This is a genomic window from Flavobacterium araucananum, from assembly GCF_002222055.1.
Lineage (GTDB): Bacteria > Bacteroidota > Bacteroidia > Flavobacteriales > Flavobacteriaceae > Flavobacterium > Flavobacterium araucananum.
In genome coordinates, this window is the sequence record NZ_MUGS01000002.1 from 457858 (window position 1) to 482697 (window position 24840).

21 protein-coding genes are annotated in these 24840 nt (G+C 35.3%); 9 read left to right on the forward strand and 12 right to left on the reverse strand.

The window, feature by feature from the left end:
- Positions 1-4: 4 nt before the first annotated feature.
- Positions 5-1549, reverse strand: a complete 1545-nt coding sequence (locus B0A64_RS02260) for an Rne/Rng family ribonuclease (RefSeq protein ID WP_089477902.1) — start codon at positions 1547-1549, stop codon at positions 5-7.
- A gap of 398 nt (positions 1550-1947) precedes the next feature.
- Complete coding sequence (locus B0A64_RS02265; RefSeq protein ID WP_007805026.1) at positions 1948-2238, reverse strand: HU family DNA-binding protein; 291 nt, start codon at positions 2236-2238, stop codon at positions 1948-1950.
- Between the two features lie 141 nt (positions 2239-2379).
- On the opposite strand from B0A64_RS02265, the gene mutY reads away from it, so the two are divergent.
- Genes mutY through gldD form a run of 4 tightly spaced genes read left to right on the forward strand, consistent with a single transcriptional unit; the run spans position 2380 to position 5792 of the window.
- Positions 2380-3426 carry an A/G-specific adenine glycosylase gene (mutY, locus tag B0A64_RS02270; protein WP_089477903.1) on the forward strand — a complete coding sequence of 349 codons (1047 nt, stop codon included), beginning with the start codon at positions 2380-2382 and terminating at the stop codon, positions 3424-3426.
- A 44-nt stretch (positions 3427-3470) separates the two neighbouring features.
- On the forward strand, positions 3471-3911 hold the full coding sequence (locus B0A64_RS02275; RefSeq protein WP_089477904.1) for a single-stranded DNA-binding protein: 441 nt from the start codon (positions 3471-3473) through the stop codon (positions 3909-3911).
- 23 nt (positions 3912-3934) lie between these two features.
- Positions 3935-5230, forward strand: coding sequence for a gliding motility-associated protein GldE (locus B0A64_RS02280; protein WP_089477905.1), 1296 nt, complete (start codon positions 3935-3937; stop codon positions 5228-5230).
- 1 nt (position 5231) lies between these two features.
- Entirely contained in the window at positions 5232-5792 is a 561-nt protein-coding gene (gldD, locus tag B0A64_RS02285; protein WP_089477906.1) for a gliding motility lipoprotein GldD, read from the forward strand.
- A 70-nt stretch (positions 5793-5862) separates the two neighbouring features.
- On the opposite strand, the gene B0A64_RS02290 is transcribed toward gldD, so the two are convergent.
- Entirely contained in the window at positions 5863-6246 is a 384-nt protein-coding gene (locus tag B0A64_RS02290) for a heavy-metal-associated domain-containing protein (protein ID WP_089477907.1), read from the reverse strand.
- A 103-nt stretch (positions 6247-6349) separates the two neighbouring features.
- Here B0A64_RS02290 and B0A64_RS02295 point away from each other — a divergent pair, with 103 nt between their 5' ends.
- Positions 6350-7216 (forward strand): DMT family transporter, encoded by an 867-nt coding sequence (locus B0A64_RS02295; RefSeq protein WP_089477908.1) that lies wholly within the window; start codon positions 6350-6352, stop codon positions 7214-7216.
- A 339-nt stretch (positions 7217-7555) separates the two neighbouring features.
- Here the strand turns inward: B0A64_RS02295 and B0A64_RS02300 are convergent, their stop codons facing one another.
- Together B0A64_RS02300 and B0A64_RS02305 are read right to left on the reverse strand one after the other, a co-directional pair.
- Complete coding sequence (locus tag B0A64_RS02300; RefSeq protein WP_244285329.1) at positions 7556-9604, reverse strand: M16 family metallopeptidase; 2049 nt, start codon at positions 9602-9604, stop codon at positions 7556-7558.
- Between the two features lie 12 nt (positions 9605-9616).
- Positions 9617-10939 carry a M16 family metallopeptidase gene (locus tag B0A64_RS02305; protein WP_089477910.1) on the reverse strand — a complete coding sequence of 441 codons (1323 nt, stop codon included), beginning with the start codon at positions 10937-10939 and terminating at the stop codon, positions 9617-9619.
- A gap of 273 nt (positions 10940-11212) precedes the next feature.
- Here B0A64_RS02305 and rplU point away from each other — a divergent pair, with 273 nt between their 5' ends.
- The 3 genes from rplU to B0A64_RS02320 all read left to right on the forward strand — a co-directional run bounded on the left by rplU (position 11213) and on the right by B0A64_RS02320 (position 13338).
- Positions 11213-11653, forward strand: coding sequence for a 50S ribosomal protein L21 (gene rplU / locus B0A64_RS02310; protein ID WP_089477911.1), 441 nt, complete (start codon positions 11213-11215; stop codon positions 11651-11653).
- A gap of 24 nt (positions 11654-11677) precedes the next feature.
- Complete coding sequence (rpmA, locus tag B0A64_RS02315) at positions 11678-11938, forward strand: 50S ribosomal protein L27 (protein ID WP_035685981.1); 261 nt, start codon at positions 11678-11680, stop codon at positions 11936-11938.
- A gap of 107 nt (positions 11939-12045) precedes the next feature.
- Positions 12046-13338: a hypothetical protein gene (locus B0A64_RS02320; protein ID WP_244285330.1), complete on the forward strand. Its 1293-nt coding sequence runs from the start codon at positions 12046-12048 to the stop codon at positions 13336-13338.
- A 56-nt stretch (positions 13339-13394) separates the two neighbouring features.
- Here the strand turns inward: B0A64_RS02320 and B0A64_RS02325 are convergent, their stop codons facing one another.
- The gene (locus tag B0A64_RS02325) at positions 13395-16151 is read right to left on the reverse strand and encodes an AsmA-like C-terminal region-containing protein (RefSeq protein ID WP_089477912.1); all 2757 of its coding nucleotides are present in this window, start codon (positions 16149-16151) and stop codon (positions 13395-13397) included.
- A 51-nt stretch (positions 16152-16202) separates the two neighbouring features.
- Complete coding sequence (gene miaE / locus B0A64_RS02330) at positions 16203-16784, reverse strand: tRNA-(ms[2]io[6]A)-hydroxylase (RefSeq protein WP_035685975.1); 582 nt, start codon at positions 16782-16784, stop codon at positions 16203-16205.
- A 115-nt stretch (positions 16785-16899) separates the two neighbouring features.
- Between miaE and B0A64_RS02335 the strand changes: the two genes are divergently transcribed.
- Positions 16900-18144: a glycosyltransferase family 4 protein gene (locus tag B0A64_RS02335; protein ID WP_089477948.1), complete on the forward strand. Its 1245-nt coding sequence runs from the start codon at positions 16900-16902 to the stop codon at positions 18142-18144.
- A gap of 96 nt (positions 18145-18240) precedes the next feature.
- Here the strand turns inward: B0A64_RS02335 and B0A64_RS02340 are convergent, their stop codons facing one another.
- The 5 genes from B0A64_RS02340 to porV all read right to left on the reverse strand — a co-directional run bounded on the left by B0A64_RS02340 (position 18241) and on the right by porV (position 24824).
- Entirely contained in the window at positions 18241-20088 is a 1848-nt protein-coding gene (locus tag B0A64_RS02340) for a hydrolase/aminopeptidase (protein WP_089477913.1), read from the reverse strand.
- A 156-nt stretch (positions 20089-20244) separates the two neighbouring features.
- Positions 20245-21894, reverse strand: a complete 1650-nt coding sequence (locus B0A64_RS02345) for a pyruvate dehydrogenase complex dihydrolipoamide acetyltransferase (RefSeq protein WP_089477914.1) — start codon at positions 21892-21894, stop codon at positions 20245-20247.
- 6 nt (positions 21895-21900) lie between these two features.
- On the reverse strand, positions 21901-22899 hold the full coding sequence (gene pdhA / locus B0A64_RS02350) for a pyruvate dehydrogenase (acetyl-transferring) E1 component subunit alpha (protein ID WP_089477915.1): 999 nt from the start codon (positions 22897-22899) through the stop codon (positions 21901-21903).
- 158 nt (positions 22900-23057) lie between these two features.
- Complete coding sequence (gene cdd, locus B0A64_RS02355; RefSeq protein ID WP_089477916.1) at positions 23058-23540, reverse strand: cytidine deaminase; 483 nt, start codon at positions 23538-23540, stop codon at positions 23058-23060.
- Positions 23541-23618: 78 nt separating this feature from the next.
- Complete coding sequence (gene porV / locus B0A64_RS02360; protein ID WP_089477917.1) at positions 23619-24824, reverse strand: type IX secretion system outer membrane channel protein PorV; 1206 nt, start codon at positions 24822-24824, stop codon at positions 23619-23621.
- Between the last annotated feature and the right edge of the window lie 16 nt (positions 24825-24840).

The window sequence follows — 24840 nt, forward strand, 5'->3', positions numbered from 1 at the left end:
ATTTTTATTCTGAAATAACATTTCCTTTTTTATCGTAGAAATGATATTCTAAGTACGTGTAAGCGTCACGAGGTATGATTTTCACCCATTTCTTATATTCAAAAAACCATTTTGAACGTAATGATGGAAAACCTTTGCTGAGGTATGCAGCCACAAAAGGATGTACATTAAGCACAACGCCATTGTGGATTTTTAAAATTCTTTCCAGATCAGATTTGATTTTATCAATGATTAAAATTGGCGCTTCAATTTCGCCATGTTCATTGTTTGGATCTTCTTCTCTGGTTTTAATATTAACTTCTGGTCTTACGCGTTGTCTGGTAATCTGAACTAAACCAAATTTACTAGGCGGTAAGATTTTATGCTTTGCTTTATCGTCGCTCATTTCTTCTCGCAAGAAGTCGAACAAAACTTTCCTATTTTCAGGATTAGACATATCGATAAAATCAACAACGATTATTCCGCCCATATCACGCAAACGAAGTTGTCTGGCAATTTCAGCGGCAGCAATCATATTTACTTCCATGGCGGTATCTTCCTGATTCGTCGCTTTATTCGAACGGTTTCCGCTGTTTACGTCTATAACGTGAAGAGCTTCAGTGTGTTCGATGATAAGATAAGCGCCTTTGCTCATAGAAACCGTTCTTCCAAATGAAGTTTTGATTTGTCTTTCTATATTGTATTTCTCGAAAATTGGAGTGTCATTTGATTGATAAAACTTAACAATCGATTGTTTTGAAGGTGCAATTTCTTGCAGATATTCCTTCGTTTGATGGTACAACTCTTCGTCATCTATCTGGATACCACTAAAGGTATCGTTGAATACATCTCTTAATATTGAAGAAGCTCTGTTGAGCTCTCCTAATACTTTTGAAGGATGATGAGCAGTTGGTAATTTTTTACACATTGCAGTCCATCTGCCAAGCAGGTTCTGCAAATCTTTTTCTAATTCGGCTACGTTTTTGCCTTCGGCTACTGTGCGAACAATAACACCAAATCCTTTTGGTTTGATAGATAATACAAGTTTTTTTAGACGATCCTTTTCCTTTTTGTCTTCTATTTTTTGAGAAATAGAAACGCGGTCAGAAAACGGAACGAGAACAATAAATCTTCCTGCCAATGAAAGCTCAGCGCTTATCCTTGGACCTTTGGTAGATATAGGTTCTTTTACAACTTGTACTAAAACAGATTGATTGGCACTTAAAATATCAGTAATGATGCCATCTTTGTCAATCTCTTTTTCAAACTGAAAGGTTTTTAGGGAGAAATCTTTTATTTTACCTGCGCTTACAAGTTTTATGAATTTCAGCTGAGAAGCTAAGTTAGGTCCTAAATCGTGATAATGTAAAAAGGCATCTTTTTCGAAGCCTACATTTACAAAAGCAGCATTAAGTCCAGCAACGGGTTTTCGTATTTTGGCAATAAAAATATCACCAACCTGAAAGTTGCTTTTCTCTTCTTCTTTGTGTAATTCAATTAGTTTTCCATCTTTTAATAAGGCAAAATCTACGGCTTCAGAACTAGATCTAATGATTAATTCTTTATTCACACTGTAAATTTTTATCTGTTTTTTCAGAAAATAGAATATAGAGACAAGAGTATAGATTTACAAAAAAATCTAGAATCTGAAATCTAAAATCTAAAATCTTATCTACAGATGGATTAAACAATATTTTTTTTAACAGGTATTGAACCCGGGGAAAAGAAGATTAGTAGAAAATAGAGCATAGAAAATAGACTTTGTCTATATTCTTTTTTCTTTTCTCTCTTCAGTCTTTTTTTCAATTTCAATGAACGTTTAAAAAGAAAAAAGTAGTTTAAAACTACTTTTTCTTTTTGTGACGGTTAGCTCTCGCTCTTTTTTTACGTTTGTGAGTAGCTACCTTATGTCTCTTTCTTTTCTTACCACTTGGCATATCGTGTCGATTTTATGATTAATTAATAGTATTATTTTGCTTCGTTATTCGTTTTTACTCCTTCTACAAAAACTTTTGCAGGTTTAAACGCAGGAATGTTGTGTGCTGGAATCTTGATAGTGGTGTTTTTAGAAATGTTTCTACCTGTTTTTTCAGCTCTTGTTTTTACAATAAAACTTCCAAAACCTCTTAAGTAAACATTGTCTCCAGTTTCTAGTGAAGTTTTCACTTCTTCCATAAAAGTTTCTACTGTTGCTTGAACATCTCCTTTTTCAAGACCTAGTTTCTCTGAAATTTTCGCTACGATATCTGCTTTCGTCATTTTCTTTCCTATTTTATTTTTATAAATGGTGTACTATTTTTTTGAGTTTGCAAATATAGGAATTAAAAAAATAATTAATCAAGCTAATTCGTTAAATTTTAATTACATAAACATTTACTTTTGTATTCTAAGTATTTTTCAATGAATTTTCCTAACATATTGATCAAATGGTATTTACAAAACAAACGTGATTTACCATGGCGAAAAACGACCAATCCTTACCATATTTGGCTCTCAGAAATTATGTTACAACAGACTCGGGTTGCGCAGGGAACACCCTATTTTTTTGCTTTTACAAAGGAATTTCCTACCGTTTTTGATTTGGCAAATGCCTCAGAAGAGCAGGTTTTGAAACTTTGGCAGGGATTAGGGTATTATTCTCGTGCCCGAAATTTGCATAAAACGGCTCAATATGTCGCAAATGAGTTAAACGGAATCTTTCCGGAGACTTATGCAGCGTTGTTAAAACTAAAAGGTGTTGGCGAATATACCGCAGCAGCAATTGCCTCTTTTTCTTATAATGAAGCCGTTCCTGTTGTTGATGGAAATGTATTTAGAGTGCTTTCGCGTTATTTTGATATCGAATCTGATATTACTGTACCTGTAACTAAAAAAGAATTTACAGCTCTGGCACAGGAATTAATGCCGCAAGATAATCCTGCTATTTTTAATCAGGCCATTATGGAGTTTGGTGCTTTGCAATGTGTACCTAAAAGCCCGGATTGTTCTGTTTGTGTTTTTAATGATAGTTGTGCGGCCCTTCAAAAAAAGAAAGTAGCGTTCCTGCCTGTAAAGTCTAAAAAGATTAAAGTGACCAATCGCTTCTTTAATTATTTAATTTTAGAAGATATTTTAGGAAACACGCTAATTCAAAAAAGAACCAGTAAAGGGATTTGGCACAATCTCTATGAGTTTCCTCTTTTTGAAACTACAGAAGTTATAGGCTTTGATGTGGTTGCAAAAGCAGTTGAAAATGATATTTTTTCATCTTATACTATATTAAGTATAGAAGAGTTTAATGAAGCGACCGTAATTCACAAACTTTCGCACCAACACCTTCACATTCAGTTTTGGAAAGTAAAAATCATGGAAATTATTGAGAACGGATTGACTATCAACAACTTGAAAACTTTTCCTTTTCCTGTTGTAATTTACAATTTTATTGAAAAGCAGGAAAATAATTGCTAAAATAATGTATCTTTGAGATTAATACCACCAAAAAAACATCAATTATGAACGGAACTTTAAACAAAGTTATGTTAATTGGCCACCTGGGCGATGACGTAAAAATGCACTATTTTGATGGAGGAAATTGTATCGGACGTTTTCAGTTGGCTACCAATGAGGTCTACATCAATAAAACAACCAACGAAAAAATAACATCAACAGAATGGCATAATTTAGTAGTACGCAATAAAGCGGCCGAAATTTGCGAAAAATATCTTTCGAAAGGGGATAAAATATATGTCGAAGGACGAATAAAATCACGGCAGTGGCAAGCAGAAGACGGTTCGACAAAATATACAACAGAAATTCAGGTTACAGAGTTTACTTTCTTGACAACCAAAAAAGAAACTGGAAATCATAAACCACATCCAGAGCAAGAATCCGTAAAAAATACTAACTTTGAACCCGCGAATGGAGGTTTACCTGTAAATGATTTACCTTTTTGATTGTTTAACTAATCTTTTTTAATTTGGACCCGGAGCCCAGTTTGTTTTTTACTACCACTTTAGACATCAATTTGATAATTGGTTTTGTCGGAATATTTGTTTTGCTGTTTCTGTCGGCAATCGTTTCCGGTGCCGAAGTAGCACTTTTTTCTCTGTCTCAAAAAGATATTGATGACACTATACAAGAGAACCTTTCGAAAGGAAAAATTATATCAAATCTTTTAGATAAGCCCAAAAAGTTATTGGCGACCCTGTTAGTTGCCAATAACTTCTTTAACATAGGAGTGGTTATTTTGTTCTCGTTTATCGGGCAAAATATTTTTGAGACCATAAGTTCACCAGTACTTAAGTTTATTCTGGAAATCATTGTAGTTACCTTTTTTATTCTATTGTTTGGCGAGGTTTTGCCTAAAGTTTACGCCAGTCGAAACAATATAAAATTTGCAAAACGCATTGCTTATCCCATCGCTGTTTTAGATAAATTGCTCTCGCCAATAAGTTTACCTATGCGTAGTGTGACGCTATATTTGCATAATAAGTTAGGGAAACAAAAGAATAATTTCTCGATAAATCAGCTTTCGCAGGCCTTAGAGCTTACAGATTCTGAAGGTACCTCAAGCGAAGAACAAAAAATACTTGAAGGAATTGTTTCTTTTGGTAACACAGATACAAAACAGGTAATGAGCCCAAGAATCGATATTTTTGCATTAGAAATATCAGAATCATTTGGTGCCATTTGCCCTAAAATAATCGAAAAAGGATTTTCGAGAATTCCGGTTTATCGGGACAATATAGATCAGATAGAAGGCGTTTTGTTTGTAAAAGATTTATTACCTCACATAGATAAAGAAGAGTTTGACTGGTCGTCTTTGGTAAGAGAAGCTTTTTTTGTTCCGGAAAATAAGAAATTAGACAACTTATTAAAAGATTTTCAAAGCCTTAAAAGTCACTTAGCGATTGTGGTCGATGAATATGGCGGAACTTCAGGATTGGTATCTTTAGAAGATGTTATTGAGGAAATAGTTGGTGATATTAGTGATGAGTTTGACGATGAGAATTTGAATTTCTCGCAAATTGATGAAAAGAATTTTCTTTTTGAAGGGAAAATTAACATGAAAGATTTTTACAGAATCATTGATGTCAATGAAGATATTTTTGAATCTCACAAAGGAGAAGCAGAAACATTAGCAGGATTTATTTTAGAAATTCTGGGTAATTTTCCCAAAAAAGATCAAAAAATAGCTTTCGAAAACTGTGTTTTTACAATAGAAACAGTCGATAAAAAGCGTGTGAAACAAATAAAAGTAACAATAGATTAAAATGTTGAAAAAAACAATTTCGATAGCAGCAATTTTGCTGGCACTAACGGTTATAAGTTGTAAAGATGACGTGGTGCCAAAACCGGCAAGTTTTTTACGATTAGATTATCCCGAGGCAAAATATGTTAGTTTTGAAAACAATTGTCCGTTTAGTTTTGAAATGAACGAAGCCGCTGTAATTAAAGGAGAGAAAGATTGCGGATTTGCGATTACATATCCTAAAATGAAAGCCACAATTTACCTGACTTATAAACCCGTAAATGGAGACATACAAAAATTGCTTAAAGATGCTCAGAAATTAACTTATGAGCATGTTATTAAAGCCGATGATATATTAGAACAGCCGTATTTAAACCCGCAAAAAAAGGTTTACGGAATGTTTTATCAAGTTGACGGAAACGCAGCTACAAACTCCCAATTTTACGTTACAGACAGTACTAAACATTTTATAACAGGATCTGTTTATTTTTATGCGAAACCCAATTTTGATTCGGTTATGCCAGCTGCAAGTTATATCAAAAATGATATGCAAAAGCTGATGGAAACTTTGAAATGGAAATAAAAAAATCAAATCATAAAAAAAGGCATTCACTATATAGCGAATGCCTTTTTTATGATTAAAATTGTCTTAATTACAATTTGAAATTCGAAACTTTATAGGTTTTTCCATCTCCCGTTGCCTGAACAACTTTTGTTAAGTTATCCAGGTTTTGAACTGTTTTGTCGAATACAACAGTAGCCATTTTTTTATCAAAATCAACCGTTGCTTTTTCTACTCCGTCAAGATTAGACAATTCCTGTTCGATTGTTTTTGCGCATCCCATTGCACATGTCATTCCTTCGATTGTAAAACTTGCGGTTTGTGCATTCTCGGCAGCAATTGCTTTATGCGCTTTAGGAGTAGCTTTCTCTGTTTGCGCTTTGATTAAACTTAGGCTTTTGTCTTCTTCTTTTTTGCAGCTTACCAATGCTAAACCTGCTATGACAACGGTAGCTATAATTTTGGTGAATTTCATTCTGTATGATTTTTAATTTGATTGTTGTATTCCGGGCAAAATTAATGAAAATGAAGAGGTCAGTTCGTAAATTTATTACAAATTTGTACCAAAAAAAGTATTTATGGATGCAAAACAATTAAAGTGGGCGTATTTATTTGTTCTTTCGCTTATTTGGGGAAGTTCTTTTATCTTGATAAAAAGAGGACTGGTTGGTTTAACAGCGGTTCAGGTAGGTTCGTTCCGAATTATTTTTGCAGCCTTGTTTTTATTGATCGTAGGTTTTAAGAGTTTGAAGAAAATTTCGCGCCGTCAATGGAAATTTGTTGCCATAACATCGGTTTTTGGAACCTTTACACCTGCTTTTCTTTTTGCTATTGCCGAAACTCAGGTCGATAGTTCTATTGTTGCTATTCTAAATTCGCTTACACCTTTGAATACTTTAGTTCTGGGAATCGTTATTTTTGGAATCCAATTTCAAAAACGACAGGTTTTAGGGGTTTTTGTTGGTTTGATAGGCTGTTTATTGCTGGTTTTAAGTGGAGCTTCATCCCATCCGGGGCAAAACTATTATTATGTAATTTTGGTTGTAATCGCTACGATTTGTTATGCGATCAACGTTAATCTGATCAAGAAATACTTATCTGATTTGAACTCGTTGAGTATTACAACAGGAAATTTTGCAGTTTTGCTTTTACCGGCTCTGATTATCTTAAGTTTTACCGATATTACACATAGAATAAGTTTTGAAGCCACAGAACATTCCATTTTGTTTGTCATGATTTTAGGCGTTCTGGGAACCGGAATTGCCAATGTTGTATTCTTTAAACTGATACAAATGTCATCGCCTGTATTTGCAACATCTGTAACCTATCTGATCCCGATAGTCGCATTTTTCTGGGGATTGTTAGATAATGAAATGCTAACGCCAATTCAGTTTTTTGGAGCATTTATTATTTTGATTGGAGTTTATTTGTCGGCGAAGAAGTAAGTTTTTCTTTAAAATGTCATTTCTGCTTCTGTATTTTTTTAGGAGCTAATCCCGCACCCGAGCCTGAAAGTGCGAACTGGCGAAGCAATCCGTTCCAATCTTTTGTCCGCCGTGGCGGACAAAAGGATTTCCACTTCTATCGGGGCTAGGACAATCATTTTCATAATAATGTTTTTGCTAAAAGATTGTGATGGAGTAAAAAAGGGCTTCGAATCCGCTCAGCCTGATAAAAAATAACGCATAAAAAAAGCTTTGTCAAAGTTTTAAAACTTTGACAAAGCCTCTAAAAATCTTAGTAGCTCAGAACCTTTGCATCTCTGAGCCTTTGTATCTCTGAGTCTAAAGAAAATCCTTGTCAGAAACTCCTTCATTGATCTTAATTTCAGACATTTTAATATCCAGTTCAAAACCTACATTTTGTACCAGATTAAAAGGAACTTTAATACCTTTTACTTCTCTGTAATCATTAAAGTTGGTTATTTGAGAAGATGATTTGCCATCTTGTTCACGAACTTTGCCTTTGGCTGTTTTTAAGCCTGATTTTACATCGTAGTAATACGTTGTTTTGCCATCTTTTATTACATAAGCATCGCTGCCGTTTACAGGTTCGATTCCTTCTACTTTTAAGTCTGTTCTTTTTTGCAATTGTAATTCTTCAAAAGGAGCAGCGCTGGCTTTCATGTCGGCAAGATCTGCACCCTCAAGGTTTTTGCGTTGTCCTTGTTGTTCGATGTAAGCGCCTTTTTCGTTTACCACTTGTTTCATTAAATTCATAGTTCCCATAGAAAGCGAAACCATCATTTTTCCTTTAGAATCTAATTTAGAGGTAAAAGTTAATGGGGTAGGTGCTTGCGGTACAGTTGTAGTTCCGGTCATTGCCAGCGTTTTTACAGTCGAAACTGCTTTTTCTCCACCAATTGCTTTAAGGTAATTTTCGAAAACAGTTTTTGCTGTAATTCCGGCAGGAGCTTCTTTTTTAGTAACTGGTTTTTCAACTGGATTTCCGTATTTGTCAAAATAGAAAATCGGAATTTGAAGTTTGTCTAAGCCGGCAATTACATCAGAGCCTTTTCCGGCAATCACAATACGCATATTGTCTAATAAGAAATATTTATTGGCAACACGATAAATATCATCAGCAGTAACATTGTTTATGGTCTGAATATACTTTTCGTAAAAATCAGCAGGGAGTTTTTCTGTTTCGATATTCAGGGCATATCTGGCAACTGTTTGCGGTTTTTCGACCTGCATTACAAATCGCCCAATGTATCCTGCTTTAACGTTTTTTAGTACATCTTGAGAGACTTTTTCGGTTCTGATTCGTTTGATTTCTTTTATAAATTGTACAACAGCACTATCTGTAACGGTGTTTCTAACGGCAGACGAAGCTTTGAATTTCGTTACATATTTTCCGCTGCCAATACTAGAGCTTGCGCCGTATGTCCAGGCGTGTTGTTCTCGTAAATTCATGTTTAAGTAGCTGTTAAAATCTCCTCCTAAAATTTGATTTGCAATTACAGCAGGGAAAAAATCAGGATCGCTCATTTTTAAATTCACGGTATTTACCAGCGAAATTTCAGACTGAACAGCATTTGGTACATCTACAAAATCAATTTGAAGTTTAGAGACATTCTCCGGATTAGGATACGTACTTTTTGGAGCTGCTTGTTTTTTCCATCCGCCAAAAAGTTTTTCTACAGCTTCTTTTGTTTCTTTAAATTTAATGTCGCCAATAATGACTAAATAAGCATTTTCGGGTACAAAATAAGTAGCATAGTTTGCCTGAACATCTGCCAGAGTAACATTTTTCAGGGTTTCTTCAGAAATGTATTCTCCGGAAGGATGATTTTTTCCAAATACTAAAACATCAACAACGCGACCTGCAATTGCCGGAACGCTTTTTTCATCGGCTTTAAGACCTTCTAATAATTTTGCTTTTTCCTTGTCAAATTCAGTTTGCGTAAAATTAGGCTGCAAAGCGCCCTCGGCTAGTAGTTCCAGAACACGTCCTGAGTATTTAGAAAGGGAACTTGCATAAGCGCCGGATGACGAAAAATTGATGTTTGCGCCATAAAAATCAATTTCTTCATTAAAAGCTTCTTTGGTTGTTTTTTTAGTGCCGTTACCAATCAGGCTGCTTGTTAATTCATCAACCCCTTTTTTGCTTCCTTCGGTAAAAGGAGCATTGTCCAGTGTTAGATTAAAACTTACTCGTGGTAATTTATGGTTTTCAACTACCAAAACTTTCATGCCGTTTGCCAAGACAAAAGTCTGTGGTTTCTTGATGTTGACTACCGGCGAAGCGCCTGGTTTTGGTTGTGGACGATCTTGTGCTTGCATAATTCCAGTCAGGAATAAAAGGATTAAAAATGTATGTATTTTTTTCATGATTCGATAGACTTAGTTTTGAGCTTTAGTTGAAGGAATGTAATCTAAAATTAAACGCTGGTTAGGGTTTAAGTACTTTTTAGCCACTTCTCTAATTTCTTCTCTTGTAATAGAGTGGTAAAGGTCAATTTCAGTATTAATCAAATTTACGTCTCCGTAAAGAAGGTAATAAGAAGCCAGATTTTCTGCAATTCCTTCTACGCTTGCATTTGCATTAACAAAATTATTATCGAATTTATTTTGTAATTTTTCATAATCTTTTTCAGAAATAAGGTCGGTTTGAATTTTTACAATTTCTTCATCCATTTCCTTCAGGATGTCGGCTGTAGTATTTGGAGCCATTGGCAAGCCATATAAAATGTACATTCCGTAATCTTCCTGACTAAAACCAACAGCTCCTATTTGAAGCGCCATTTTTTTGTCATCAACTATTTTTTTGTACAGTTTAGAGCTCTTTCCATCACTTAAATATGATGAGATTAAATCTAAAACTCTTGCATCTCTTGTTTTCATCGAAGGAGTTCTGTAAGAAGCCACAATCATTGGGATCTGAATATTTGGATCTTCGTAAGTTGCTTTGATAGTTTGTGTAATTGGTTCCTCGGTAAAAGTTTGTTTTTTTAGTTCAACGCCTCTCGGGATTGGAGCAAAATATTTCTGGATCCATTCTTTGGTTTTTGCTTTGTCAAAATCTCCGGCTACAACTAAAACGGCATTGTTTGGCGTGTAGAATTTTTTATTAAAAGCCTGAAATTCTTCGAGAGTTGCAGCATCAAGATCCTTCATAGATCCTATGGTTGTCCAGCGGTACGGGTGATTTTTGAACATATTTTCTTTTACAACCGGTAAAATATTTCCATAAGGCTGGTTGTCGTAACGCATTCTTTTTTCTTCTTTTACAACTTCATTTTGTGTGTCAACACCAATTTTGTTAATAATAGGGTGCATTAATCTTTCAGATTCCATCCATAAACCAAGTTCTAAACTGTTTGAAGGAAAAACTTCGTAGTAATAGGTTCTGTCGTCAGATGTGTTGGCATTGTTTACACCGCCATTTGCAGTGACGATTTTCATCCATTCGCCACGTTTTATATTTTGTGTTCCTTCAAATAATAAATGTTCAAAGAAATGCGCAAAACCAGTTCGGTCAGGACGCTCATCTTTTGATCCTACATGGTACATTACCGAGGTGATAACAACCGGAGCCGATGGATCGTTGTGTAAAATAACATGCATGCCGTTATCTAAATTATATTCTTCAAAAGCTACCTTTTGAGCATGAGCCACTCCGCCGAGCATTAGTGCTGCACTTAACATCATTATTGAATTTTTCATAAAGATTAATAATTTTTATTTACCTATATATGTAGGTAGCCAAGAGTTGATTATCGTTACATCAAAAATAACTTTTTTTAAGTAGTAATTATAGGTTATGTTCTATTTTGGACATACTTTAACAGTCATTTACACCTAAAACGATCCTTTTTAGACGTGAAATGTCTTGAAAAACAGACGTTAAAGCGAATTAAATATTTTTAGAACAAGAGATTGCATAGTAAATTATTAATTGTATATTTGCAACCTTAAAAATCAATAAATCAATTTGGTATGTATGCAATCGTAGAGATAGCAGGGCAACAATTCAAAGTAAGCAAAGACTTAAAGGTTTATGTTAACCGTTTGACTAATGAAGAAGGTTCAAAAGTTTCTTTTGACAAAGTTCTTTTATTAGACGATAATGGTAACGTAACTTTAGGCGCCCCAGCTATAGAAGGTGCTTCAGTAGAAGCTAAAGTGTTACAACACTTAAAAGGAGATAAAGTTATCGTTTTCAAAAAGAAAAGAAGAAAAGGATACAAAAAGAGAAATGGTCACAGACAATATCTTACTCAAATTGTAATTGAAGGTATTACTGCAGCTGGAGGAACTAAAAAAGCAGCAGCTAAAAAAGCAGTTGTAGCAGAAGAAGTAACTACTGAAGAAGTAGAAGCTCCTAAAGTAAAAAAAGCAGCAGCTCCAAAAGCAAAAAAAGAAGCTACTAAAGAATAATAACAATATTTAAACTCATACGTCATGGCTCACAAGAAAGGTGTCGGTAGTTCGAAGAATGGTAGAGAATCAGAATCAAAACGTTTAGGCGTTAAGATTTTTGGAGGTCAAGCTGCTATTGCTGGGAACATCATCGTTAGACAAAGAGGTTCAAAACATAATCCAGGTGAAAATGTTTACATCAGTAAAGATCACACACTACACGCAAGAGTAGCTGGAGTTGTTAAGTTCCAAAAGAAAAGAGATAACAAATCTTATGTATCTATCCTTCCATTCGAAGCATAATCATTCGATTACTTATTACAAAACCCGTTCACTTTGGTGAGCGGGTTTTTTGTTTTATATTGAATACTTATTATTTGTATTTTTGGCTGGATTAATCTATCCAAATTTTGAAAAAATTAGTTTTCCTCCTGTTTCTTTTCTGTACAAGTCTGTTTGCAAAAGAAATTCATTCTGCAGAGCAAGTTGTTTCCTTGACTGATGCTCAAAAAAAGATTTTATACGAGTTTGCCGTTTTGCAAAAAAATGGTTCTGATGCTACTGTTTATTGGCAAAAGCACAAGAATCAATTTTCTGCCCTAAATGATACGGTAAGAAACCAATTAGCAAACGAAGTTTATGCAAACTCTCATGTCGTTTATATTCCTGTAAAAAATTCTGCAGTTCAATTATGGATGCAAACGCAATCCCTTACCAATTGGATGTTGTATCTCGCGGCATTTATTGCAATATGTTCGATAATAGGTTTGTTACGCAATTATTGGAATTCATTGATAGGTATCCTGATAAAACAGTTTGCGCCTTTGTTCAGGCTTTTGTTTTCGGCAATTTTATTAACGTATGAACTATTGTTAATAGGTATTGCCTGTATTGTTTGGGGATGTTTTATCGAAGAAATGACATTGCGGACCATAGTAATTCATACAGGTTTGTTTTTGTTGTGGAGCCAGTCGACAGCGATTTTTACCCGTAAATATTTAGTGCAGAAATATATTTTTGAAATAAAGAATAATTTCTGGGGAAATGATAGGTGGGAAACCGTAAAAACAATTTGCCTGCCCGCTATTATAGTTACCGTAGCGCTGTTTTATCTCTTGTATAAAATTCCGGCGGACACCTTGTATAATTATGAAATTGTTGTAGCTGCAATGGCGGCTATATGTGCTTTGCCTTTTTGGCGCATTTTAGAGAAATATATGTACCCAATTCTTATACCGTATAAAGAGAAAGATACTTATATAGAAAGAAGTGTTTATTCGCTTGCAGCTTGTGTTGTTTTGGCACTAATCATCGATGGTTTTCTTATTTGGCAGCATAATGTGATTTTTTCGTATGTAATAACAGCTTTGACGAGCTTACTAATTATATCGTTTTTGCTGCTGTCGCTTAAGGATAATTACAAGCGCAATTATAAAAATTACTATTATATGCAATTTGTAGCAACGCTCTTTTTTGCATCAGTTTTATTCTATAGTTTTCAGATTCATTCCGCAGAGATGATCTGGGCTTCATTAATTGGGGTAAGTATTTTTATCGTGATTAAATATTGGGAAATTCCAACATTTTTCTTCAGTTGGAAAAGGAGTAATACCTGGACTTGGGGATTTTTAGGCATGGCAGCCTTATTGTGGTTATTGGCAAAAGGTATTTTATATATTTCCGGAACGTTGTATGTTTCGTAAAAAGCAAATATAATTTTATAAAAAAACCTGTTCATAACGAACAGGTTTTTGTTTTATTACTCGGTATCTTTTGTTTCTTCAAGATCCTCTGTTTTGCGACCCAATTTTACTTTAGGACTATTTTGTGTTCCGGTAACCGTTAATGGGATTCCGAATATGCCAAGAGGCGGAAGTCCTAAACGCATTTTTAAGTTCAGTTTTCCGTCTAAACTTGTTGTGCCTTCAATTCTTGGTCGAAAGCCTGCAAATTTAAATTTAAAACGTTCTACTGTTATGATATTGTTTTTGATTGTTGTTTTAATATCAACTTTCGAAAGATCAGGATTTTTCATCGACTCAGAGTTTGTCTGTTTGCTCACGGCATTAAACATTTTTAATCCTCGCATTTTTACATCTTTTACAGATAGAGTTCCTCCGCCCACAAGCGATGGATAAACGGGATCCATATTGCCGTTCAGGCGACCTTTTAGCTGGTAGTCTAAAGAAACAATTCCCTGTGCTTTTTCTGCGGCACTTGCCATTTTTCTAAACACTTCGATTTCGTTATACGCTCTTTTAATGTCAAAGTCTGAAGCTTTAATAGCGTATTCAAAATTTGCTTTTTGTGGTGTAATCGCCTGATAAGTGGCATTCATGGCGACATTACAGCCAATTAAGTTAAATCCGGTATTTTGCATACTCAATTTGCCTTTGTTCATATTCAGATTCCCTGTAGCATTTTGAAGATTCAATTTGTCAAAACTTACTTTCTGGGCATTGGCAGTAAACTGTAGGTTTAAATTGGTTGGGATAATAATAACTCCGGTTTGTGTTGCCTGAGTTTGTGTAGCTGTAGTTCCAGGCTTTGTTTGTGTTGTAGCAGCATTTGTTGTTGTTGCTGACATAAACTCATCGATATTAATATAACGTGATGTAGCTTTAAAAGAACCTTTTAAAACGCCCGTGTTTGTGGTTGCATAATTAAAAACATTCTGTAAATAACCATTCATTTTAAAATCTGATTGCCCGTAAGCTGCCAAAAAGTTGTTGAAAGTCATTTTATCCTGATTGATTTTAAAAATACCTTCCTTGATGATGAATTTCTTAGGCAAATATTCAGATACGATACCAATATTTCTCAGTTCAAGAGTTCCTTTGTTATAGAGTTTGCTGTAATTTCCTTTTTCGGCATCGCTTTGCTTTCCTTTCAGGACTAAATCAGCTTTTACAAAACCATCCAGGTCAAGTCCTTTTTGAGAGAAAACTTTATAGATTTTATTCACATTAAGTTCACCCTTTGCTTTAATATCATAGGCTAAATCATTAAAATTGCTTAGATCAGCTTCTACAAAAACAGGTTTTCCTTCAAAAGTAAACTGCGTTGGTTTTAAGCTTACTTTCAAATCATCAAAAGTGCCTTTATTATTTTCAATTTTAGATTTTATCTTAATATTGGTAATTGCATTTGGATAATAAGGTGTTTTTAAATACCCGTTTTCCAGATTCAGAATTCCGTTTGTAACCGGGAAAAGTTTGTTTTTCTGGTCAAATTTTCCATTTGCTTTTACGTCTCCCGTCAGACTTCCTTTTAGGATGATATCAGGGATACCAAGTGCCTTGGTTAACTTTTCGAGATCAATTTTGGCTTTAAAATCAGCATTCACTTCCGGCGTATTTATGCCTTTGATATAAAATTTAGATTTTAAGTAATCTTTGTTGATGTTTAGTGATAAGTTTTTGGCATCGACAATGACAAGATCCGGGTTTAAAGACGGAACTTTTGTTTTTACTTCTAAGTTTAAATTAGAAACCGGAAAAGCACTTTTGTTATAATTTACAAATCCGCTGTCTATTTTTATGTCCAAATTAAGATCTGGAGCGATTTTTTTTGAAGCAATATAGTCTCCTTTTAAAGTAAACAATAAATTGGTATTTCCTTTTAATTCCGTTTTAGAAAGCCACGTAATGTATTTAGGAGGAAAAGCAGTAAAAACATCATTTAGTTTGCTATTGTCAGATTTAATTACAAAATTCATATTATAACCGTCTTTCAAAAAGTCAAAACTCCCTTTGAAATCCACCAGAAGCTGATTGATTTTCAGGTTGTTTTGCTGAAAAAAGAAGGATAACGAGTTTACGTTTACTTTTGTAATCAGGTCGGCATCAATTTTTTTGTTCATTAAATAAGGTTCACCATCATATACAATATTCAGTCGCTCGATTTTTGCTTTAGAATATAAATCAAAAACAGCTTTGTTTAAATCGCCTTTTCCTAAATAATTGAACTCAAAAGCATCAAAATGAACTTTGGTTGATAGATCGTCGTAAATGATTTTACTGTTTAAAATTTCTATTCGTTCCAGTTTCAAAGCCGTTTCTGAGCTGTCTTTAGGATTAGAAGTTTGCGAGGTCGATTTGTATACGTTATAGTTTGCCTCTCCTTTTGCATTTACTTTTACATTAATAAAGGAATCAGATAAATAAATCTGATCAATCTTTACTTCTTTGCTAAAGATTAAACTGGCTACATTTATACCAAACGAAATTTCTTTTGCGGTAATAAACTTCTCCTTTTTATAAGGAGCAGATCCGTTAAGGCTTAAGTCATTTAACGTTAAAGTTAACGATGGAAAATGATGAAAAAACGATACCGAAACATCAGAATAATTTAGTTCTGCGCTGAGTTTTTCGTTTGCCGTTTTTTTAATTTGTTCTTTAATTTTATCTGCAAAAACAATAGGAGTCAAAAACAATAATCCAATAATAACGACAAGAGTTATTCCCAGATATTTTGCCGTTTTTAATAAAATGGACTTTACTTTATTTGTAGACATAACAAAGTGTGTGTTTATAGGTAAGTGGTAAATTGAATAATAAGGGATAAATTATCCGTGAACGGTTTCGCTTTTTCCGTAGTTGGTAATTATTGAACCTTCATATTCAATCCATTCTTTCCAGCGTTTATCAATATCTATATTGTCAGTATATTTTCGTGCAAATCCTAAAAATGTAGTATAATGTCCGGCTTCAGAAATCATTAAATCACGATAGAATTTGGCTAATTCTTCGTCTTTTATATTTTCCGAAAGTACTTTAAAACGCTCACAACTTCTGGCTTCGATCATAGCCGAGAATAATAAACGATCGCAAAGGGCATCTTTTCGGCTTCCGTCTTTTTTCATGAATTTAAAAAGTTCATTTACATAATGATCTTTTCTTTCGCGACCCAACGTCAGACCTCTTTTTTTGATAATGTCATGTACCATTTGCAAATGCTCTAATTCTTCTCTTGCAATAACAAGCATCTCTGTTACTAACTCCTCTAGTTCAGAGTTATAAGTTACTAAGCTTATAGCGTTTGAAGCTGCTTTTTGTTCGCACCAGGCATGGTCTGTCAATATTTCTTCGATATTCGACTCGACTATATTTACCCAACGAGGGTCTGTAGCTAATTTTAATCCTAACATAATTTTATTGAAAAAAAGTATCTTGCAAAATTAGTCTTTTTTACGACCGAAAATGACGATTTATCATGTAAATACGCCCAAAAAAGCATTATTTTGTAGTCTTGAAACAATTAAAATGAGTCAGATAAAAAAACTGTTGATTATTGGGTTTGTTTGGCCTGAACCAAATTCATCTGCCGCAGGTGGAAGAATGATGCAATTGATTTCTATTTTTAGAAAAAATGGTTTTGAGATTACTTTTGCAAGTCCGGCTATGGATAGTGATTTTATGGTCGATTTGTCTGAATCCGGTGTTATAAAAAAGCCTATTGAGCTTAATAATGCGAGTTTTGATGATTTTATAATCGAACTTAATCCTGATGTTGTTTTATTTGATCGTTTTATGATTGAGGAGCAATTTGGATGGCGCGTATCAGAGAATTGTCCCCGTGCTATTAGATTACTTGATACCGAAGATTTGCATTGTCTGAGAACGGCAAGACAAAAAGCATTTAAAGAAAACAGAACTTTTAAATGGAATGATTTATTGGTCGAAGAAGTCGCAAAACGTGAAATTGCAAGTATTTTAAGATGCGATTTGTCGTTTATGATATCTGAATTTGAAATGAAGATTTTAAAGGATGTTTTTAAAATTGATTCCAGTTTATTGCATTATTTGCCTTTTCTGGTAGATGAAATGTACGAGGATGATCTTTTGGAATTGCCTTCGTTTGAGGAACGCAAGAATTTTATTTTTATTGGTAATTTTCTTCATGAACCCAATTGGAACACGGTTCAGCATCTTAAAGAAACGATTTGGCCTTTGCTTAAAAAACAATTTCCAGAAGCTGTTTTAGAAGTTTACGGGGCTTATCCTTCGCAAAAAGTGTTGCAATTGCACCAGCCTAAAAGCGGTTTTTTTATTATGGGAAGGGCTGCTGATGCTAATGAAGTGGTGAGAAATGCCAGAATTGTTTTGGCGCCAATTCGGTTTGGAGCAGGTTTAAAAGGAAAATTACTGGAAGCAATGCAATGCGGTACACCAAGTATAACAACAACAATTGGCGCGGAAGCAATGCACAATAATTTGCCCTGGAATGGTTTTGTTACAGATGATACTGAGGAATTTGTAAAACAAGCAATCGTTTTATATAACGATGAAGTTTTATGGCAAAAATCCCGAAAAAATGGGATTGAAATTGTGAATAACTGTTTTCAAATAAGCAAATATTCGGATGAATTAATCAAAGCTGTTAATTTGTTACTGAATGATTCTGAAAGTCACCGCCTGCATAATTTTATGGGAAGTTTGCTGCAACATCATACTCTAAAAAGTACTAAATATATGGCAAAATGGATTGAAGCTAAAAACAAAAACTAAAAAAATCNNGATTTTTTTAGTTTTTGTTTCAGTCGCAGTTTTCAGTTTCAGTAAACAGTTAGGTACTGTCTGAAAACTGCGACTGAAAACTGAAAACTATTTCAATAAATCTCCAACTGCCTGAACGGTTGTAGCATGATAACCTGATTTTGCCTGATCAAAAATTTTGTTTGCCCAAACTTTTCCTTCCGGAGTTTTTGCCATTTCTTTATAAAGCATCATTACGGATCCTGTTCTGCTGGTCGAAATTAAAAATTGTTCGATTGCAGGATATGCTGCTGTATATTTATAACGAATAGACGGAACAAACCATTGACGTTTGATAATGAAATTACCGCCTTTTGTAAAGTTGAATTCCGCATCAATTGCTTCCATTTCTTTTGGCGTAATGTCTGTTGGAAGATGATCTATAAAATATTGTTTTTCGCTTGTTGTTGTAATTTTTTGACTCAATCCTTTTACACCGGTTTCTCTCCAGCTTTTTTGAATTTTGTCAATTGCATCAAAATCTGCTGAACTTACCGGAGTAATGTTTGATGGAATTCCAGGTTTGTAGATCCAGTCTTCGGCTTTTATTTTATCTGCAAGTGCTTTGTCTCCTTTTATAAGATTTTCGTTGTAGTATTTAAGGAAATCTTCTGTTGTAATAGATTTAAATGCGTGTGCATCGAAATAGTTTTTGATGAAAATATCAAATTTTTCACGTCCAACGGCGTTTTCGATTACTCTTAAAAAGGCATATCCTTTTACATAAGGAATCATGCTGATTCCGTCATCAGGATTTCTTCCTGTAAGGCTAACTTTTAATCTTGTATCTGGACTTGTGTCTCCGTATTCAGCTACATTATCAACTAATTCTTTGCGGGTGATCACATTTTGCATTTCAAATTCTTTCTTGCCAAAAATGGCTTCGCCAATGCGGTGTTCTACATAAGTGGTAAAGCCTTCGTTTAACCAAATATCATCCCAGGTTGCATTGGTTACTAAGTTTCCGCTCCAGCTATGACCTAATTCGTGCGCCAATAAACTGGTTAGAGAGCGATCTCCGGCAATTACTCCGGGAGTTAAAAATGTTAGATTAGGATTTTCCATTCCGCCATACGGGAAACTTGGAGGTAAAACCAATACATCATAACGTCCCCAACGATATGGTCCGTAAAGTTTTTCGGCAGCAACAACCATTTTTCCTAATTCGGCAAATTCCCAAGCCGATTTTTTTAGCATGGATGGTTCTGCATAAACTCCGGTTCTGTCGTCGATAGCCTGAAACTCGATATCTCCAACGGCAATTGCCATTAAATAAGAGGGGATTGCTTTGTCTTGTTTGAAGGTGTAAACACCTGTGTCGTTTCTCTTTTGTGGATTTACGGCACTCATTACGGCTAGTAAATCTTTAGGAACAGTAACTTTTGCATTGTAAGTAAAACGAATTCCCGGTGAATCCTGACACGGAATCCAGGTACGGGACCAGATGCTTTCGCCCTGAGAGAAAACAAAAGGTTTCTTTTTGTCTGCGGTTTGTGCAGGCGTTAACCATTGTAAAGCAACAGCATCTTTTGTGGTATTGTAGTATATGTTTACTTTAGTCGTATTTGGTTCAATAGTAATGTGAAGTGCTTTTCCGTGAAATTCAACTTCATTTCCAAGTTCAAACTTGGTTTCTTTTTCGTCGTCGCCCAAGGTTACTTTTGTAATGTCAAGGGTGTTTTCGTCAAAGATAATTTCGTTTCCTTTGCTTATATTGTCGATTTGCCAGGATGCTTTTCCTGAAATAGTCTGGGTGTCAAAATCAACTTTGATGTCAAGATCTAAATGTTTTACAACAGCAAGTTCCGGTTTAGAAAAAGTGTGTTCGTCTGTAACCGCTGCTGGTTTTTGGGTTTGCTCTTTTTTCTGACACGCTACTATTGTCAGGAATAAAGAGGCAAGGATTAGTTTTTTCATTTTATGGAGTATTGAATTAGAGGATGAAAATTAAACAAAAAATCCCGTTTTGAATAAACAAAACGGGATTTAATTATGAATTACCTTCGAATTTCTTGAGTTGCCTTCGACTTCGCTCAGGCTGACACTTCGGTTTTATTCAGGCTGACAAGAAAATTATGCCAACATTGTAACCGGGCTTTCGATGTATTGTTTTAATGTTTGTAAAAATTGAGCGCCAGTTGCACCGTCAATTGTTCTGTGGTCACAGGCTAATGATAACATCATCGTGTTTCCTACTACAATCTGACCGTTTTTAACTACTGGTTTCTCTACAATTGCACCTACAGAAAGAATAGCAGAGTTTGGTTGATTGATAATCGAATTGAATTCAGTGATACCAAACATACCAAGGTTAGATACTGTAAAAGTACTTCCTTCCATTTCTTGTGGTCCCAATTTTTTGTTTTTTGCTCTTCCGGCAAGATCTCTTACGCTAGCGCCAATTTGAGATAAACTCATAGCATCTGTAAATTTCAATACAGGTACTACTAATCCGTCTTCAATAGCTACGGCAACACCAATATTTACGTGGTGGTTGATGATGATAGCATCTTCTTTCCACTGAGAGTTAATTTTTGGGTGTTTTTTTAAGGCCAAAGCACAAGCTTTAATTACCATATCGTTAAAAGATACTTTTGTATCCGGAACAGTATTGATTGTCGCTCTTGCTGCCATTGCATCATCCATACTTACTTCGATCACTAAGTTGTAGTGAGGTGCTGTAAATAATGATTCAGCAAGACGTTTTGCGATAATTTTACGCATTTGAGAGTTTTTGATCTCTTCGGTAAAAACTTCTCCGGCAGGAACAAATACTTTTGGTGCAGCAGGAGCAGCATTTTCAGCCTTTGGAGCAGCAGAAGTTGCTGTTGCAGCTGGTTGTGCTTGCGCAGCTGGAGTAAAGTTTTCGATATCGCTTTTTACGATACGTCCGTTTTCTCCGGAACCTTTAACCTGAGTTAATTGGATTCCTTTGTCAGAAGCGATTTTCTTTGCTAATGGCGAAGCTAAAATTCTTCCTCCATTTGAAGTTTCAGTAGCTGCTTCAGTTGCTTTTTCGGCAGCAGGAGCTGCTTTTTCTTCGGTTGCAGGAGCACTTGCAGTTGTAGTTCCTCCGGCAGTATAATTGTCTGCAATTCCAGAAATGTCAGTTCCCGCAGGTCCTATAATTGCTAGTAAGCTATCAACAGGTGCTGTGTTTCCTTCTTGAATCCCTATGTATAATAATGTTCCTTCATTGAATGACTCAAACTCCATAGTGGCTTTGTCAGTTTCAATTTCGGCCAAGATATCACCTTCTGCAACAGCGTCACCTACTTTTTTCAACCAGGTTGCTACTGTTCCTTCTGTCATTGTATCGCTCAAACGTGGCATCGTTACTACTACAACACCTTTTGGTAATTGAGTTGCAGCTTTTGCCGGAGCAGCAGTTTCTGTTTTTGTCTCTGTCGCAGCAGGAGCAGCTTCAGCTTTTGGAGCTTCGGCAGGGGCAGCACCACCGGCTAAAAGAGCAGAAATATCTTCTCCTTCGTTACCAATGATTGCTAATAATGAATCGACAGGAGCAGTTTCTCCAGCCTGAATCCCGATATGTAAAAGAGTTCCTTCGTTGAAAGACTCAAATTCCATTGTTGCTTTATCTGTTTCAATTTCAGCAAGGATATCTCCTTCGCTAATTTTGTCGCCTACTTTTTTTAACCAAGTCGCTACCGTTCCTTCCGTCATAGTATCGCTCAAACGAGGCATTGTTACTTTTATCGCCATAATATATTATAGTTTATGAGGTGTAAATGGATAGTCTTCTTGTGCATATACTACATCGTATAATTGTTGCAATTCAGGATATGGAGATTCTTCGGCGAATTTCACACATTCTTCAACCAGGTCTTTTACTCTTTGGTCAATTGCTTCAATTTCTTCTTGTGTAGCATATTTTTGATCCGTAATTACATCTAAAACCTGAGTAATAGGGTCAATTTTTTTATACTCCTCAACCTCTTCTTTAGAACGGTATAATTGTGCATCAGACATAGAGTGTCCTCTGTAACGATACGTTTTCATTTCAAGAAAAGTTGGTCCGTCGCCACGACGAGCTCTATCAATAGCTTCTGTCATTGCTTCAGCAACTTTTACAGGATTCATTCCGTCAACTGGTCCGCAAGGCATTTCGTACCCTAAACCAAGTTTCCAGATATCAGTATGGTTTGCAGTTCTTTCTACAGAAGTTCCCATTGCATAACCGTTGTTTTCAACGATAAATACAACTGGTAATTTCCATAACATTGCCATGTTGAAAGCTTCGTGAAGGGAACCTTGTCTGGCAGCACCGTCACCAAAATAAGTCATGGTAACTCCGCCAGTTTCAAAATATTTATCAGCAAAAGCTAAACCAGCTCCTACCGGAATTTGTCCACCTACGATTCCGTGTCCTCCGTAAAAACGGTGTTCTTTAGAGAAAATGTGCATAGAACCTCCCATACCTTTAGAAGTTCCTGTTGCTTTTCCTAAAAGTTCAGCCATTACACGTCTGGGATCAACTCCCATACCTATTGGTTGAACGTGATTTCTGTAAGCAGTAATCATTTTATCTTTAGTCAGGTCCATAGCATGCAAAGCACCTGCTAATACAGCTTCCTGACCATTATATAGGTGTAAAAAACCTCTAACTTTTTGTTGAATGTATAATGCTGCAAGTTTGTCTTCAAACTTTCTCCAAAGTAGCATGTCTTCGTACCACTTTAAATATACTTCTTTTGTAACTTCTTTCATCTGAATTCTTTCTTTTGCTAAAGTTTGTTTGTGTTATCAATTGTTGCCTATAACGCAAAATAGTTTCCTCCCACAAATTTGCGCCCGAAAGGTCGGGATGCAAAAATAAGACTTTCCTATTAAGAAGTAAAATTTAAAAGCCACTTTTTGGCTTTTTTTTACAAGAACTTTTTATCAAACATAAATGGAAGCAAATTTTTCAGGGATGCTGATTTGTAAACTTCGCCAATTTCTCCCATAAAAAAGATTTCGATAGGGGTTTCTTGTTTGATTTCATATTCTGCAATAGATTGACGACAAGAGCCGCATGGCGGAATTGGAGCTGTAGTTTGGTTGGTGTCTGAAGCTGCGGTAATCGCTATTTTTAAAATTTTGGCTTCCGGATAAATACTTCCGGCGTGAAAAATAGCAACTCTTTCTGCGCATAATCCAGATGGATAAGCTGCATTTTCCTGATTTGATCCCAAAACTATTTTTCCGTTGTCTAATAATAAAGCTGCTCCAACTCTAAATTGAGAGTACGGTGCATAAGCTTTTTTGCGAACTTCGACAGCCTGATTCATTAAGTCCTGTATGTCTTGTGAGAGTTCCTGTAGTGTATCGTAAACTATAAATGATGATGTAATGCTAATTTCTTTCATTCTTTTTAAGGGAAAAAAAATCCAAATCTCTAAAGAATAGAAATTTGGATTGTTATTGATTTTTTTTATTTTTTCGATTTAATAAACTTCGTATTTGTCGCCAAAGTTAAAGGTTAAAGAAAAGCGAAGTGTATTTTCTAACGGATTTTTAATTTTAGATGTCGAAAATAAATACGAAACATCGACTTTTACGATATTATATTTAAATCCTGCTCCTAAAGAGAAAAATTGTCTGGCTCCTTTTTCAGGACTTTCGTGAAAATATCCTGCTCTTAAGGCAAAAGCATCCTGGTACATATACTCTGCACCTACACTGTAGGTTATTTCTTTTAATTCTTCGCTAAAACCACCCGGCGCATCTCCAAAAGATTTAAAAATCCCGGAAACCCAACCTATATCATTGTAGTTTTTGTAGTTTGTAGCATTTGCCTGTTCCTGCGAGATATCTCCAACGTCATTATAGTCTCCGTCTCCGTTTGCATCTACAGGTGTGCCTGGTCCCGGAGGAGTTGGAACTAATAGTTTGGTAAATTCGACACTAAGACCAACTTTGTTGTAATCGTCTAAGATAAAATCAAAACCTCCACCAAGTCTAAGATTAGCTGGCAAAAAGTTTTTGCTTAAATCATCATTATCATAACTTATTTTTGGCCCCAGGTTTTGCATGTTAAAACCGGCTCTCCATCTTCCGTTAAAGTCTGAATAGGCAATTTCTTCAGATTGATAAAATCCTGCTACGTCTACTGCAAAAGTACTGGCTGGTGTAGCATCAACATCTTCGGAAGCAATTTTCAGGTTCGAACGAATGTATCTTGCAGCTACTGCCATTGAGAATTTTTCGCTCAGTTTTAGAGAGTAAGATCCGTCAAGAGCAAATTCGTTTGGGGATACAATTCTTGCAGCCTCATTAGGATCTCCTGTTGTGCGTAATTCGATATCTCCAAATCCAAAATAACGAAAAGTTCCTGCAAAGGCACTTCGATCGTTTATTTTGTTGTAGTAAGTGACCTGACCAAGCGAAATGTCATTGGCTAGATCTGTCAAATAAGGAGTATAACTGATAGAGAATCCTTGCTTGTCTACTGAGAAAGCATATTTTGCGGGATTCCACTGTTGGGAGTAAGCATCAGCTGATGTGGCAACACCCTGATCAGCCAAACCGGCTGCACGGGCATCTGCTGCAACTAATAAAAAAGGGACTCCTGTAGTAATAGGTCGGTTTTCTTGTGCGTGTACTTTAAAAAGAATAAAAGAACAAATTAAGAGTAGTGATATTTTTTTCATTTAGGAAACTTATAGG

Coding starts and splice junctions, on each gene's coding strand:
- B0A64_RS02265 (WP_007805026.1), bottom strand. CDS start 2,238: ATGACGAAAGCAGATATCGTAGCGAAAATTTCAGAGAAACTAGGTCTT.
- mutY (WP_089477903.1), top strand. CDS start 2,380: ATGAATTTTCCTAACATATTGATCAAATGGTATTTACAAAACAAACGT.
- B0A64_RS02275 (WP_089477904.1), top strand. CDS start 3,471: ATGAACGGAACTTTAAACAAAGTTATGTTAATTGGCCACCTGGGCGAT.
- gldD (WP_089477906.1), top strand. CDS start 5,232: ATGTTGAAAAAAACAATTTCGATAGCAGCAATTTTGCTGGCACTAACG.
- B0A64_RS02290 (WP_089477907.1), bottom strand. CDS start 6,246: ATGAAATTCACCAAAATTATAGCTACCGTTGTCATAGCAGGTTTAGCA.
- B0A64_RS02295 (WP_089477908.1), top strand. CDS start 6,350: ATGGATGCAAAACAATTAAAGTGGGCGTATTTATTTGTTCTTTCGCTT.
- B0A64_RS02300 (WP_244285329.1), bottom strand. CDS start 9,604: ATGAAAAAAATACATACATTTTTAATCCTTTTATTCCTGACTGGAATT.
- B0A64_RS02305 (WP_089477910.1), bottom strand. CDS start 10,939: ATGAAAAATTCAATAATGATGTTAAGTGCAGCACTAATGCTCGGCGGA.
- rplU (WP_089477911.1), top strand. CDS start 11,213: ATGTATGCAATCGTAGAGATAGCAGGGCAACAATTCAAAGTAAGCAAA.
- rpmA (WP_035685981.1), top strand. CDS start 11,678: ATGGCTCACAAGAAAGGTGTCGGTAGTTCGAAGAATGGTAGAGAATCA.
- B0A64_RS02325 (WP_089477912.1), bottom strand. CDS start 16,151: ATGTCTACAAATAAAGTAAAGTCCATTTTATTAAAAACGGCAAAATAT.
- miaE (WP_035685975.1), bottom strand. CDS start 16,784: ATGTTAGGATTAAAATTAGCTACAGACCCTCGTTGGGTAAATATAGTC.
- B0A64_RS02335 (WP_089477948.1), top strand. CDS start 16,900: ATGAGTCAGATAAAAAAACTGTTGATTATTGGGTTTGTTTGGCCTGAA.
- B0A64_RS02340 (WP_089477913.1), bottom strand. CDS start 20,088: ATGAAAAAACTAATCCTTGCCTCTTTATTCCTGACAATAGTAGCGTGT.
- B0A64_RS02345 (WP_089477914.1), bottom strand. CDS start 21,894: ATGGCGATAAAAGTAACAATGCCTCGTTTGAGCGATACTATGACGGAA.
- pdhA (WP_089477915.1), bottom strand. CDS start 22,899: ATGAAAGAAGTTACAAAAGAAGTATATTTAAAGTGGTACGAAGACATG.
- cdd (WP_089477916.1), bottom strand. CDS start 23,540: ATGAAAGAAATTAGCATTACATCATCATTTATAGTTTACGATACACTA.
- porV (WP_089477917.1), bottom strand. CDS start 24,824: ATGAAAAAAATATCACTACTCTTAATTTGTTCTTTTATTCTTTTTAAA.